The sequence below is a fragment of the Pseudomonas sp. GW704-F2 genome, from assembly GCF_059423025.1.
The window spans coordinates 23,527-37,032 of sequence record NZ_JBWKXO010000014.1 but is presented as its reverse complement, the minus strand read 5'-3'; the positions used below and the strand labels follow the sequence as shown (position 1 = coordinate 37,032).

11 protein-coding genes are annotated in these 13,506 nt (G+C 63.9%); 8 read left to right on the top strand and 3 right to left on the bottom strand.

What is annotated here, in order from left to right:
- Genes tssK through tagH form a run of 3 tightly spaced genes read right to left on the bottom strand, consistent with a single transcriptional unit; the run spans position 1 to position 3,247 of the window.
- Positions 1 to 1,335: a type VI secretion system baseplate subunit TssK gene (gene tssK, locus AC07W0_RS14020; protein WP_046381634.1), complete on the bottom strand. Its 1,335-nt coding sequence runs from the start codon at positions 1,333 to 1,335 to the stop codon at positions 1 to 3.
- An 18-nt stretch (positions 1,336 to 1,353) separates the two neighbouring features.
- Positions 1,354 to 1,866, bottom strand: coding sequence for a type VI secretion system lipoprotein TssJ (gene tssJ / locus AC07W0_RS14015; protein WP_017849975.1), 513 nt, complete (start codon positions 1,864 to 1,866; stop codon positions 1,354 to 1,356).
- Between the two features lie 52 nt (positions 1,867 to 1,918).
- Positions 1,919 to 3,247, bottom strand: coding sequence for a type VI secretion system-associated FHA domain protein TagH (gene tagH / locus AC07W0_RS14010; protein ID WP_102618736.1), 1,329 nt, complete (start codon positions 3,245 to 3,247; stop codon positions 1,919 to 1,921).
- Between the two features lie 394 nt (positions 3,248 to 3,641).
- Between tagH and tssA the strand changes: the two genes are divergently transcribed.
- The 8 genes from tssA to tssH all read left to right on the top strand — a co-directional run bounded on the left by tssA (position 3,642) and on the right by tssH (position 13,501).
- Positions 3,642 to 4,664, top strand: a complete 1,023-nt coding sequence (gene tssA / locus AC07W0_RS14005) for a type VI secretion system protein TssA (protein ID WP_102618735.1) — start codon at positions 3,642 to 3,644, stop codon at positions 4,662 to 4,664.
- 54 nt (positions 4,665 to 4,718) lie between these two features.
- Positions 4,719 to 5,225, top strand: coding sequence for a type VI secretion system contractile sheath small subunit (gene tssB, locus AC07W0_RS14000; protein WP_017849978.1), 507 nt, complete (start codon positions 4,719 to 4,721; stop codon positions 5,223 to 5,225).
- A gap of 2 nt (positions 5,226 to 5,227) precedes the next feature.
- Positions 5,228 to 6,724, top strand: coding sequence for a type VI secretion system contractile sheath large subunit (gene tssC, locus AC07W0_RS13995; RefSeq protein WP_046488991.1), 1,497 nt, complete (start codon positions 5,228 to 5,230; stop codon positions 6,722 to 6,724).
- A 175-nt stretch (positions 6,725 to 6,899) separates the two neighbouring features.
- A complete protein-coding gene (locus AC07W0_RS13990) occupies positions 6,900 to 7,388 on the top strand; it encodes an Hcp family type VI secretion system effector (RefSeq protein ID WP_003195562.1) in 489 nt (162 codons plus the stop codon).
- Positions 7,389 to 7,466: 78 nt separating this feature from the next.
- Positions 7,467 to 7,982: a type VI secretion system baseplate subunit TssE gene (gene tssE, locus AC07W0_RS13985; protein WP_005792513.1), complete on the top strand. Its 516-nt coding sequence runs from the start codon at positions 7,467 to 7,469 to the stop codon at positions 7,980 to 7,982.
- On the top strand, positions 7,979 to 9,838 hold the full coding sequence (gene tssF / locus AC07W0_RS13980) for a type VI secretion system baseplate subunit TssF (RefSeq protein WP_017849980.1): 1,860 nt from the start codon (positions 7,979 to 7,981) through the stop codon (positions 9,836 to 9,838). Before tssE ends, tssF begins: the two co-directional genes overlap by 4 nt.
- Positions 9,802 to 10,845: a type VI secretion system baseplate subunit TssG gene (tssG, locus tag AC07W0_RS13975; RefSeq protein WP_057004025.1), complete on the top strand. Its 1,044-nt coding sequence runs from the start codon at positions 9,802 to 9,804 to the stop codon at positions 10,843 to 10,845. Before tssF ends, tssG begins: the two co-directional genes overlap by 37 nt.
- Positions 10,838 to 13,501, top strand: coding sequence for a type VI secretion system ATPase TssH (gene tssH / locus AC07W0_RS13970; protein ID WP_102618733.1), 2,664 nt, complete (start codon positions 10,838 to 10,840; stop codon positions 13,499 to 13,501). The genes tssG and tssH overlap by 8 nt, the downstream gene beginning before the upstream one ends.
- Positions 13,502 to 13,506 lie beyond the last annotated feature (5 nt).

Here is a 13,506-nt window from a genome sequence, read left to right as displayed (position 1 = left end):
TTATCCTCGGATCGCCCAGAAGGCCAGGTTCAAGCCCGGGAACTGCCCGGCAATATGGAAGGCGAAGCCGCCGGAATTGCTCAACTGCTGCCAGTGCTCGCTGCCCCGGTCCAGCTCGTAATAGGTCGAGCCTGCGTGGTACGGCAGTTGGCGCGGCGCCACCGGCAACGGCAGCAGGCCAATGCCGGGCAGTTGCAGGTTGACCAGGTCGCGAATGTGCTCCACCGAGCCGACTTTGCTCTGCTGGCCGAAGCGCGCGCGCAGGGTCTCGCCGGGCACATCGGCGCGTACCACGAGGATGAAACTGGCGCTGTCGATCAGGGTTTTGTCGGCGAGCATGGCCACGTGGATGCCGTAGGCTTTCTCGACGATCGGGATCGGCGTGGCCTTGCTGTCGATCAACATCGACAGCGCTTCACGCAGGGCCTGCATCACCGGGGCAAAACTCAAGGCCAGGTCGTCGTGCTGGTACTGCGGGTATTCCTGGGGGCGCCGGCCGGTGGTGGAGAAGGTAGCGAACTCACCGGCCAGGCTGACCAGTTCGCTGAACAACCGCTCCGGGTGCAGCGGGCTCAGTTGGCTGAGGTGCTGGATCAGCGGCTGGGCACGGTTGACCAGTTGCAACAGCATGAAGTCGGCAATCTCCGACGCGCCGCCCGCGCCCGAAGCGACCACGCGCCCGGCCAGGGCTTCGCCGCGCTGGTGCAGCAGGCCGAGCAGTTCGCTGCGAAACGCGGTCAGCGGTTTGCTCGCGGCCACATCGAGGACTGGCGGGATGTAGCTGTCGTCGAGGACCAGCGCACGGTCGGCGCGTTTTTCCTTGATACGCACCAGGCCGATGGCCGCGTAATCGCTGATGCCGTCCTGCGCGGTCAACAGGCGCAGCGCACGGGAGCCGACGGCCACCGGGGCGCGGTTCTCGAACGGTGCGTTGTCGTCACGCACTTCGCGCACCTGGCTCACGTAGCGGGCGGCGCCAAGCGCTTCGCCGTCGTCGACGGTGTCGCGGGCCCCTGCGCGCTTGAGCGGCAAGGCCAGGTAGACGAGACCGTCGCGCAGGCTGTCGTCGATATTCAGCGGGCTGGGCGCCAAGTCATCCTGGGGGATATTGAACGGCGTGCCGTCGGGCAGCAGGCCGCGTGCCGACACAATCGCCAGCTTGCCCTGGGCCAGCAGGCCCTGATCGATCAGCAGCTCGGAAAACCCCCAGGCCCCGGCCGACAACGGGCGACTGCGGGCGTCGATCAGGTTTTCCAGGTAACGGTCATGCTGCTGGAAGTGCTGCGTTCCGATGAACATGCCTTCCGACCAGACCACGCGATTGTTCCAGGACATGGGGGCTCCGATTGCTTGTTATTGGGCTGGGCTGGATGGGGAAACCACGACGTCCGCACGCACGGCGCGCACATCGAGGCTGATCTGGTATTCGGTGTATTGGCGCGGCGGCACGTTGAGCACCGTGCGCCATTGCGCGCGGTCCAGCTCGCGGTAGCCCACCAACAGGCCGATCTGGCGGGTGGACGGGTCGAGGTCGCGCTGGATGCTCAACTGCTGGCCGGGCTGCACCATCACTTCGTCCTGGTCCAGCAGGTCGAGGCCGAGGGTGGATTGCGCGTGGTCAGCCAGGGCGAAGTAATCCGAACGGCCGAAGGTGGCGGCGTTTTTCAGTTCGAAAATCCGCACGCGCACCGGGGCGGCCTGGCCGTTGGCGCCGGGGTTGAGCCCGGCAATCGCGTGAAAGTGCAACTCGACGGCAGCGCTGTTCGCTTCAACCTCGGCGGCGCTGGCCTGGGGTTCGGCGACATCCTTGGTACATGCCGCCAGCATCAGCAGGCTGGCCACTGCGAGTAAAAACCTGGGAATCATCCTTCGTCCTCAATGACGTACTTAGCTTTCCGTTTTATCCATGTGTTGCGGCTCAGCGACGCTGGCGTGCGCTGTGCTCTTCGTAGGCTCGGCTGAATTCGCGGCCGAACAGGTCCTGGAAATCTTCCTGGGCCTCGCGGGAAATATTGCTGTAAAGCTCGGTGAACTGCTGCCAGTACTGGGCCTGGCGCGAGCCGCTGAACAGGCTCGACAGCCCGCCGGGCTTGCCCATGCGTTCCTCCAGCTGCGCCGGTTCGAAGCGGCTGAGCAGGTGTTTGATCGCCGCTTCCACACCGGCCATCACCGCCAATTGGTGAGCGCGCAGGTCGTCGAAACTGTCGCGCACTGCGATGTCCGGTGCCATAAACGCTTGGTTGCCATGACGCAGCAGCAGCTGTAGCGCTTCGTCGGCATTCGGGGCGAATTTCAACGGATTGTTTTCCGCGGTCTGGATCATCGTCTGCTGCATGCGGAATTCGCCCTTGAGGCTGGCGCGGGCACGCAACACGTCGATCAGGCCTTCGACCATCAGCCGGTAGCTGCGGCCGATGCTTTCCATCTGGGCTTCGGCCTGGGCCTTGTCCAGGCGCAATGGGTCCAGGCCGGCGCCGCGCAGGAAGGCGTGCAAAAGATCGGGTTGCTGGGCGGCGGCCACCGGGAGCACAGGCTCGACCACGGGTGGCGGCGCGATCACCGGCGCAGGCGGTGGCGGTGCGCTGACCACCGGCGCCGGTGTGTCGCCAAACAGGTCCCAATCCTCGGGAATGACCGAACCCGACGCGGCAGGCGGCTCGACCACCGGCACCGGCACGGCCACCGGGGTCGGCGGGCGGAAGTCGTGTTGCTCGGACGGCACATGATCGGCCACGGTCGGCGGCGGCACGGCGGTCGGGCTGAGAAAATCGAAGAGGTCCGGCAAGGTGTCCATCGACGACGCGCCCTGGAACTGCGGCGCGATCACTGGCGTGGCTACCGGCTTGCTGGCGACGGCGCCCATCAGCGCTTCAAAACTGTTCGGGGAATCCCCGGCAAACGCCTGGCTATCCGCAGCCTGTACGTTGAAATCGATGCGCGCCTGGATTTCGTAATCACCGATGCGGATCAGCTCGCCATCCTGCAACGGCTCGCTATTACCCCGGCGCAGACGGATGCCGGCGTTAACCAACTCCACACCGTTTGTACTGTTATCGGTTAAATAATAACGACCATCTTTGTATTGAATTACGCAATGTTTCGAGGACACCAGACGCTCGGGATCAGGCAATACCCAGTCATTATCCGAGCTGCGGCCGATAGCTATCGAGCCCTGGTTCAAGGACTTTTCGGCACACTGCCCAGGGGTAATCTTGTGATAACTAGTGATAGTCAAACACAGCGACATCTTGCCTCCTTGCTGATACTTCGCGCGCAATCGATTCCCGGCGAGCGCCTTTCCCGAGAGATCGCGCCAGGCGACGCGAACCACGGTCATAATCTGCTTTTTGCCAGCATGATCGCAGATCTTAACTGGCCTCAATGACAAAAACCCTGTCGTGGAACACCACTCGACTCACCAGTCGCGCAGGTTGTTAAGTACCGCACATCTGTCACAGAGGGCGAATAGCTTACCTTGACAAGCCACAACTACTACACCAAAAATGCACAACTTCTTGAATACCAGTGATGGCACATTAGTGGCGCCACATGTATATGACCAAGAAAACATGCAAAGTTCATCACGCAACTAATGCATGAATTGCCCGTCATCTAACGGGCCGATAGGGAGATCGATTTCAGTGGATGTGCCGTTGCTGCTCGCCGCCGTTTCCGCGACTTCGCCATGTGGCGAAGACATGGAATATGACGCGCAATTTCTACAACTGGAGCGTGATGCCAAGGGGCAGCCCGAGCGCAGCATGGGCGACGCCATCCTGCCTGCCGAACCGCCGGACTGGCGCAGCATCCAGCAGCAAAGCCTCGACCTGTTGCAACGCAGCAAAGACCTGCGCATCACCCATTTCCTGCTGCAAAGCGCCCTCGCCCTCCAGGGTGTGGCCGGGTTGGCCGACGCGCTCACGCTGATCAATGCGCTGCTGCGCGAATACTGGGCCGACCTGCACCCGCGCCTGGATGCCGACGACGATAACGACCCCACCGTGCGTATCAACGCCCTGTCCGGCTTGACCGGCGACGCGACGATCCGCCTGCTGCGCGAAAGCATCCTCACGCGCTCGCGCACCTTCGGCGCCGTGAGCCTGCGCGCCGCGCTGAACGCCAGCGGCCTGATGAGTTTTCCCGATGAACAACTCGGCGCCCAGCAGCTCAACGCCGCGTTCCTCGACAGCGACCCCGAGCAACTGCAAGCCACCCGCGACGCCTTGAGCACCGCGCGTGCCGCCTGCGAAGCCATCGAACAACAGGTCAGCGACCAGGTCGGCTCGGCCCAGGGCGTCGACCTCAGCCTGTTGAAGCAACCGCTCAAGCAGGCGCTGCAGATCCTCAGCCAATTTGTACCGAACGGTGAGACCAGCAGCCGCGAACCCGAGGCCGTCAGTGACGACAATGCCCCCTCGGCCGACTTCGCCGCCGCCCCCACCGCACCGCGCCCCAGCGGCGACATCGCCAACCGCGATGACGTGCTGCGCAGCCTCGACAAGATCCTTGCGTACTACACCCGTCACGAGCCTTCGAGCCCGCTGCCGGTGCTGTTGAACCGCGCAAAGCATCTGGTGCATGCCGACTTCGCGGCCATCGTGCGCAATCTGATTCCCGACGGCATGTCCCAATTTGAAAACCTGCGTGGCCCGGACGGCGAGTAAGCCGCCCGACTGCGCAGTAACAACACCGTCGCTCAAGCGACCAGGAGCAGCAACGTGGCGAAGCAAAGTTCTCAGAAATTCATCGCGCGCAACCGCGCGCCTCGAGTGCAGATCGAGTACGACGTCGAGCTCTACGGCGCCGAGAAAAAGGTCCAGCTGCCCTTCGTGATGGGTGTGATGGCCGACCTCGCCGGCAAACCCGCCGAGCCCCTCGCGCCCGTGGCCGACCGCAAGTTCCTTGAAGTGGACGTCGACAACTTCGACTCGCGTCTCAAGGCCATGCAACCGCGCGTAGCGTTCCACGTACCCAACGAGCTGACCGGCGAAGGCAACCTGAGCCTGGACATCACTTTCGAAAGCATGGACGACTTCAGCCCGGCCGCCGTGGCCCGCAAGGTCGATGCGCTGAACAAGCTGCTCGAAGCCCGTACCCAGTTGGCCAACCTGCTGACCTACATGGACGGCAAGACCGGCGCTGAAGAAATCATCATGAAAGCGATCAAGGACCCGGCATTGCTGCAGGCCCTTGCGAGCGCGCCGAAGCCGGCAGGGGAGCAGTAATCATGACCGAGAATACCGTGCGCGAAAGCGCTCAGAACCTGGGCGCCACCGAAGAAACCAGCGAGTTCGCCTCGCTGTTGCTGCAAGAGTTCAAACCGAAGACCGAGCGTGCCCGCGAAGCCGTGGAAACCGCCGTGCGGACACTCGCCGAGCAGGCGCTGGCACAGACTGACCTGGTGTCCAACGACGCGATCAAGTCGATCGAATCGATCATCGCCGCCATCGACGCCAAGCTCACCGCCCAGGTCAACCAGGTCATCCACCACCCGGATTTCCAGCAGCTGGAAAGCGCCTGGCGTGGCCTGCACTACCTGGTCAACAACACCGAGAGCGATGAGCAACTGAAGATCCGCGTGCTCAACATCTCCAAGCCGGACCTGCACAAGACCCTGAAGAAATTCAAGGGCACCGCCTGGGACCAGAGCCCGATCTTCAAGAAGATGTACGAAGAAGAATACGGCCAGTTCGGCGGCGAACCTTACGGTTGCCTGGTCGGCGACTACTACTTCGACCAGTCGCCACCGGATGTCGAGCTGTTGGGCGAATTGTCCAAAGTCTGCGCCGCCATGCACGCCCCGTTCATCGCGGCCGCTTCGCCGACCGTGATGGGCATGGGTTCGTGGCAGGAACTGTCGAACCCGCGCGACCTGACCAAGATCTTCACCACCCCGGAATACGCCGGCTGGCGCTCGCTGCGTGAATCGGAAGACTCGCGCTACATCGGCCTGACCATGCCGCGCTTCCTCGCACGCCTGCCGTATGGCGCCAAGACCGACCCGGTGGAAGCCTTCGCCTTCGAAGAAAACACCGACGGCGCCGACAGCTCCAAGTACACCTGGGCCAACGCCGCTTACGCGATGGCGGTGAACATCAACCGTTCGTTCAAACACTACGGCTGGTGCTCGCGCATCCGTGGCGTGGAGTCCGGCGGTGAAGTGGAAAACCTGCCGGCCCACACGTTCCCTACCGATGACGGTGGCGTGGACATGAAGTGCCCGACCGAAATCGCCATCAGCGACCGTCGTGAAGCGGAGCTGGCGAAGAACGGTTTCATGCCGCTGCTGCACAAGAAGAACACCGACTTCGCCGCGTTCATCGGCGCGCAGTCGCTGCAGAAGCCGGCCGAGTACGACGACCCGGACGCCACCGCCAACGCCAACCTGGCCGCACGCCTGCCGTACCTGTTCGCCACCTGCCGTTTCGCGCACTACTTGAAGTGCATCGTGCGCGACAAGATCGGTTCCTTCAAAGAGAAGGACGAAATGCAGCGCTGGTTGCAGGATTGGATCCTCAACTACGTCGACGGCGACCCGGCGCACTCCACCGAAACCACCAAGGCCCAGCACCCACTGGCGGCAGCCGAAGTGATCGTGGAAGACGTCGAGGGCAACCCGGGTTACTACAACTCCAAGTTCTACCTGCGCCCGCACTACCAGCTCGAAGGGCTGACCGTGTCGCTGCGCCTGGTATCGAAACTGCCTTCGGCGAAAAGCGCATAAAAAATCGGGACTGGCTCGCTCCCTGTAGGAGCGAGCCTGCTCGCGAAAAACTTGAAGGCGCTGCGTTCATCCAGGATGCCCGCGTCACCGTTGACGACCTTCGCGAGCAAGCTCGCTCCTACAGGGGTCGGCGGCGTTAACAAATACAGTGGCTGAGTCCACACAGGGAGAAAACATGGCTGTTGATATTTTCATCAAGATCGGCGACATCAAGGGCGAGTCCATGGACAAAGCCCACAAGGACGAAATCGACGTGCTGAACTGGAGCTGGGGCATGTCCCAGTCCGGCAACATGCACGTAGGCGGTGGCGGCGGCGCGGGCAAGGTGAACATCCAGGACCTGTCGCTGACCAAGTACGTCGACAAGGCCTCGCCGAACCTGATGATGCACTGCGCCAGCGGCAAGCACATCGACAAGGTCAAGCTGACCGTGCGCAAGGCCGGTGGTGAAAGCCAGGTTGAGTACATGGTGATCAACCTGGAAGAAGTGCTGGTCACGTCCCTGAGCACTGGCGGTTCGGGCTCCGATGATCGCCTGACCGAAAACGTCACCCTGAACTTCGCCCAGGTGATGGTCGACTACCAACCGCAGAAAGCCGACGGCACCAAAGACGGCGGCGCGATCAAGTTTGGCTGGAACATCCGTTCCAACACCAAGCGCTGATAGCCCTGGCGGCCGTGGCCCAGCGCCACGGCCCCAGGCACTTTGTCCCTCTCGCAACCCGTCCGTGGAGCTGCTTTGGTGGTAACTGAAATCGCTTCCCGCGACCGTCTGCAACCGTCCCTGTTGGACCGGTTGACCGACGACGACCCAACCAACCCGAAGGAAAGCGCCGACAAGCGCGTGCTGTCCCTCACCCAATTGAAGGCCTCGGTGCTGCGTGACCTGGCGTGGCTGCTCAACACCACGTCGCTGCTCGATGCCGATGCCACCCTGCACACCCCGGCCGGCACCTCGGTGGTCAATTACGGCCTGCCGGCGCTGGCGGGCAACAGTGTTTCCAGCGTCGACATCAAGGCCCTGGAAGCCCTGATCTACCAGGCGATCGCCACCTTTGAGCCACGTATTCTGCGCCACACCCTGCGGGTCAAAGCCCGTGTCGGCCATGGCGAGATGAACCACAACGCCCTGAGCTTCGAGATCGAAGGCGACCTGTGGGCGCAGCCGGTGCCGTTGCGCCTGCTGCTGCAAACCGACCTGGACCTGGAGTCGGGCCATGTACGCGTGGTCAACGCCGACCAGCGGAGACGCCCATGAACCCGCGCCTGCTGGAGCTGTACAATCAGGAACTGCACCACGTGCGCGAAAGCGCCGCCGAGTTCGCCAAGGAATACCCGAAGATCGCCAGTCGGCTGAGCCTGTCCGGCATGGACTGCGCCGACCCCTACGTCGAACGTCTGCTCGAAGGCTTTGCCTACCTCACGGCCCGCGTGCAGCTCAAGCTCGACGCCGAGTACCCGACCTTCACCCACAACCTGCTGGAAATCGCCTACCCGCACTACCTGGCGCCGACCCCGTCGATGACCGTGGTGCAACTGCAGACCGACCCGGACGAAGGCTCCCTGGCCAGCGGTTTCCCGTTGCCGCGCGACAGCGTATTGCGCGCCGCGTTGGGCCGCGAAACCCAGACCTGCTGCGAGTACCGCACCGCTCACCCGGTGACGCTGTGGCCGTTGCAGGTCAGCCACGCCGAGTACTTCGGCAACCCCGCCGCCGTGCTCGGGCGCCTGGCGGCCAGCGAACCGAAAGCCAAGGCCGGTTTGCGCCTGACCCTGCGCACCGGCGCCGAGTTACCGTTCAACAGCCTCGCGCTGGACAACCTGCCGCTGTACCTCAGCGGCGCCGATGAGCAACCGTTCCGCCTCTACGAACAATTGCTGGGCAATGCCTGCGCGGTGTTTGCGCGCAAGCCGGGGGGCGATTGGGTCGAGCGCCTGCCACCAGACGCGCTGCGCTCGCGCGGTTTCGACGACGCCGACGCGGCCATGCCCGTGGTGGCGCGGGCGTTCCAGGGCTATCGGTTGCTGCAGGAATACTTCGCCCTGCCCCACCGCTTCCTGTTCGTCGAGTTCGCCGAGCTGAGCCGTGCGGTCAAGCGTTGCGACGGCCAGGAACTGGAACTGATCGTGCTGTTCGACCGCCACGAACCGAGCCTGGAAGGCAGCGTCGGCGCCGCGCAGTTCCTGCCGTTCTGCACCCCGGCGATCAACCTGTTCCCGAAACGCGTGGACCGTATCCACTTGTCCGACCGGGTCAACGAACACCATGTGATCGCCGACCGCACGCGGCCGATGGATTTCGAGATTCACTCCCTCGACGGCATCACCGGCCACGGCACCGGGCCGGAGCAGCCGTTCCTGCCGTTCTATGCGGTGCGCGACCCCTCGCGTTATGGCCGCGACCAGGCGTACTACACCGTGCGCCGTGAGCCGCGGGTGCTGTCCAGCGACCAGCGGCGCAACGGCCCGCGCTCCACCTACGTGGGCAGCGAAACCTTCGTCAGCCTGGTGGACAGCCAGCAAGCGCCCTATCGCCACGACCTGCGCCAACTCGGCGTAAGCGCGCTGTGTACCAACCGCGATTTGCCGCTGTTCATGAGCGTGGGCAATGGCAAGACCGACTTCACCCTCGCCGACAGCGCCCCGGTGCTGGCCGTGCGCTGCGTCGCCGGGCCGAGCCGCCCGCGCGCCAGCCATGCCCATGACGCCAAGGCCTGGCGCCTGATCAGCCAGCTGTCGCTCAATTACTTGTCCCTGAGCGAACAGGGCCAGGGCGCGGGCGCCTTGCGCGAGCTGCTGCGCCTGTATGGCGACAGCAACGACGCCGCCCTGCAATTGCAGATCGAAGGCCTGCGCGAAGTCAGCAGCAAAGCGGTGACCCGACGCCTGCCGATGCCCGGCCCGATCGTGTTTGGACGCGGCCTGGAAATCACCTTGGAATTCGATGAAAACGCGTTTCGCGGCACCGGCGTGTTCCTGCTCGGTGCGGTACTGGAACGCTTCCTGGCACGCTACGTGTCGATCAACAGTTTTACCGAGACGGTGATCCGTACCACCGAACGCGGCGAGATCATGCGATGGAAAGCCAAGCCCGGACGTCGTCCGACCCTGTGAGTACCCTGGATGCGATGCACCAGGAGCCCTGGGAATACGATTTCTTCCAGGCGCTGCGGCGTATCGAGTGCGAATCGCCGGACCTGCCGCGCCTGGGCCAGTCCCTGCGCCTGGCGGACGACCCGCTGCGCCTCGGGCAACAGGCCGACTGCACCTTCGCCCCGGCCACCCTGGCCTCGGTCGACCCCGCTGGCGAGGGCAAGCCAGCGCGGCTGCAGCAGTACTTTTTCGGCCTCGGCGGCCCCAACGGCCCGCTGCCGCTGCACATCACCGAGTACGTGCGCGAACGCCAGCGCAACAATGCCGACAGCACCAGCAAACAGTTCCTGGATATCTTCCACCATCGCCTGTTGAGCCTGTTCTACCGGGCCTGGGCCGAGGCGCGGCCGACCGTCAGCCACGACCGCCCGGACGATGATTACTGGTCGGCGCGCCTCGCGGCCTTGAGCGGTCGGGGCATGCCGAGCCTGCTCAACCAGGGGCTGATCCCCGACACGGCAAAGCTGCATTACAGCGGCCACCTGTCGGCGCAGACCCGCTACCCGGATGGCTTGAAGGCGATCCTTGGCGAGTACTTCGGCCTGCCGGTAGAGATCGAAGAATACATCGGCCAATGGCTCGAACTGCCCGAGCGCAGTCGCGTCGGGGTCAGCGCCAACCGGCTCGGCGTGGACTTCTGCCTGGGCAGCCATGTGTGGGACCGCCAGCACAAATTCCGCATCCGCCTGGGCCCGCTCGCGCTGGACGACTACATGGGCATGCTGCCCGGCAGCCAGCCGTTCAACGAGCTGGTGGCCTGGGTGGCCGAGTACCTGGGCCATGAATTGGACTGGGACTTGAACCTGGTTCTGCAACAACCCGAAGTCCCGGCGCTGCAACTCAACGGCCGGTTCCGCCTGGGCTTCAATACCTGGCTCGGCCGCCCTGCGGTTGATGCCAACGACCTAATCCTGGCCCGGCATTACGCCGATCACGCCACCACCTCAAGGAATCCAGAGCATGGGTGAAATCAGTCGCGCCGCACTGTTCGGCAAACTCAACAGTGTGGCCTACAAAGCCATCGAAGCCGCCACGGTGTTCTGCAAGCTGCGGGGCAATCCGTATGTAGAACTGGCCCACTGGTTTCACCAGTTGCTGCAACTGCAGGATTCGGACCTGCACCGCATCATCCGTCAGTTCAACGTGGAACCGGCGCGCCTGGCCCGCGACCTGACCGAAGCCCTCGACCGCCTGCCACGGGGCTCGACTTCGATCACCGACCTGTCCTCCCATGTGGAAGAAGCCGTGGAGCGCGGCTGGGTCTACGGCAGCCTGATGTTCGGCGAAAGCCAGGTGCGTACCGGTTATCTGCTGCTGGGCATTCTGAAGACGCCGAGCCTGCGCCATGCGCTGTTGGGTTTGTCGGCGGAGTTCGACAAGATCAAGGCCGAAGCCCTGAGCGAACGCTTTGACGAATACGTCGGCGACTCGCCGGAGAATGCGTTGACGGCCAGCGACGGTTTCAACGCCGGCGCCGTTCCGGGCGAAGCCAGCGGTGCGATGGCGCCGAGTGCGATGGGCAAGCAGGAAGCGCTCAAGCGTTTCACGGTCGACCTGACCGAACAGGCACGCAGCGGCAAGCTCGACCCGATCGTCGGCCGCGACGAAGAGATCCGCCAGTTGGTGGATATCCTCATGCGTCGACGCCAGAACAACCCGATCCTCACCGGTGAAGCCGGCGTGGGCAAGACGGCCGTGGTCGAAGGCTTCGCCCTGCGCATCGTCGCCGGCGACGTGCCGCCCGCGCTGAAAGACGTGGAACTGCGCAGCCTCGACGTCGGCCTGCTGCAAGCCGGCGCCAGCATGAAAGGCGAGTTCGAACAGCGCCTGCGCCAGGTCATCGAAGACGTCCAGGCCTCGCCGAAGCCGATCATCCTGTTCATCGACGAAGCCCACACCCTGGTGGGTGCCGGTGGTGCCGCCGGCACCGGTGACGCAGCCAACCTGCTCAAACCGGCCCTGGCCCGCGGCACCTTGCGTACCGTGGCCGCGACCACCTGGGCCGAGTACAAGAAACACATCGAAAAAGACCCGGCCCTGACCCGCCGTTTCCAGGTAGTGCAGGTGGCCGAACCGTCGGAAGACAAGGCGCTGCTGATGATGCGCGGCGTGGCCTCGACCATGGAGAAACACCATCAGGTGCAGATCCTCGACGAAGCACTGGAAGCCTCGGTGAAGCTGTCCCACCGCTACATCCCGGCGCGCCAGTTGCCGGATAAATCCGTCAGCTTGCTGGACACCGCCTGCGCCCGCGTCGCCATCAGCCTGCATGCGGTGCCGGCCGAAGTCGACGACAGCCGTCGCCGCATCGAAGCCCTGGAAACCGAGCTGCAGATCATCGCCCGCGAGCATGCGATCGGCATCGCCATCGGGGCGCGCCAGAGCAACAGCGAAGCCCTGCTGAGTGCCGAGCGCGAGCGCCTGGCCAGCCTGGAAAGCCGCTGGGCCGAAGAGAAAACCCTGGTCGATGAGTTGCTCGCCACCCGCGCGACGTTGCGTGAAAAAGCCGGCGTGGTCGACAGCGGCAACGATGAGTTGCGTGCGCAATTGGTCGACCTGCAGCAGCGCCTCACCGCGCTGCAAGGCGAAACCCCGCTGATCCTGCCGACCGTGGATTACCAGGCGGTGGCCTCGGTGGTCGCCGACTGGACCGGCATCCCGGTCGGCCGCATGGCGCGCAACGAACTGGAAACCGTGCTCAACCTCGACCAGCACCTGAAGAAACGCATCATCGGCCAGGACCACGCCTTGCAGATGATCGCCAAGCGCATCCAGACCTCCCGCGCCGGCCTCGACAACCCGAGCAAGCCGATCGGCGTGTTCATGCTGGCCGGCACCTCCGGCGTGGGCAAGACCGAAACCGCCCTGGCCCTGGCCGAAGCCATGTACGGCGGCGAGCAGAACGTCATCACCATCAACATGAGCGAGTTCCAGGAAGCCCACACCGTGTCGACCCTCAAGGGCGCGCCACCGGGCTACATCGGCTACGGCGAAGGCGGCGTGCTGACCGAAGCGGTACGGCGCAAACCCTACAGCGTGGTGCTGCTGGACGAGGTGGAAAAAGCCCACCCGGACGTACACGAGATCTTCTTCCAGGTGTTCGACAAGGGCGTGATGGAAGACGGCGAAGGCCGGGTCATCGACTTCAAGAACACGCTGATCCTGCTGACCACCAACGCCGGCACCGAGTTGATTTCCCAGGTCTGCAAAGACCCGGCGAACATCCCCGCGCCGGAAGACATTGCCAAAGCCCTGCGCCAGCCGCTGCTGGAAATTTTCCCGCCCGCACTGCTCGGCCGACTGGTGACCATCCCGTATTACCCGCTGAGCGACGAGATGCTCAAGGCGATCACCCGCCTGCAACTCGAGCGCATCAAGAAGCGTGTGCAGAACACCCACAAAGTCGCCTTCGATTACGACGACGCGGTGGTCGATTTGATCGTCTCGCGCTGCACCGAGACCGAAAGCGGCGGGCGCATGATCGACACGATCCTCACCAACAGCCTGCTGCCGGACATGAGCCGTGAATTCCTCACGCGCATGCTCGAAGGCAAGGCGCTGGCGGGTGTGCGGATCAGTAGCCGGGATAATGAATTGCACTACGACTTCAGCGACGCCGAATAACGACT

Excerpts from the sequence above, each read along its gene's own strand:
- tssJ (WP_017849975.1), bottom strand. The coding sequence starts at position 1,866 with ATGATTCCCAGGTTTTTACTCGCAGTGGCCAGCCTGCTGATGCTGGCG.
- tssH (WP_102618733.1), top strand. The coding sequence starts at position 10,838 with ATGGGTGAAATCAGTCGCGCCGCACTGTTCGGCAAACTCAACAGTGTG.
- tssC (WP_046488991.1), top strand. The coding sequence starts at position 5,228 with ATGACCGAGAATACCGTGCGCGAAAGCGCTCAGAACCTGGGCGCCACC.
- tssG (WP_057004025.1), top strand. The coding sequence starts at position 9,802 with ATGGAAAGCCAAGCCCGGACGTCGTCCGACCCTGTGAGTACCCTGGAT.
- AC07W0_RS13990 (WP_003195562.1), top strand. The coding sequence starts at position 6,900 with ATGGCTGTTGATATTTTCATCAAGATCGGCGACATCAAGGGCGAGTCC.
- tssK (WP_046381634.1), bottom strand. The coding sequence starts at position 1,335 with ATGTCCTGGAACAATCGCGTGGTCTGGTCGGAAGGCATGTTCATCGGA.
- tagH (WP_102618736.1), bottom strand. The coding sequence starts at position 3,247 with ATGTCGCTGTGTTTGACTATCACTAGTTATCACAAGATTACCCCTGGG.
- tssF (WP_017849980.1), top strand. The coding sequence starts at position 7,979 with ATGAACCCGCGCCTGCTGGAGCTGTACAATCAGGAACTGCACCACGTG.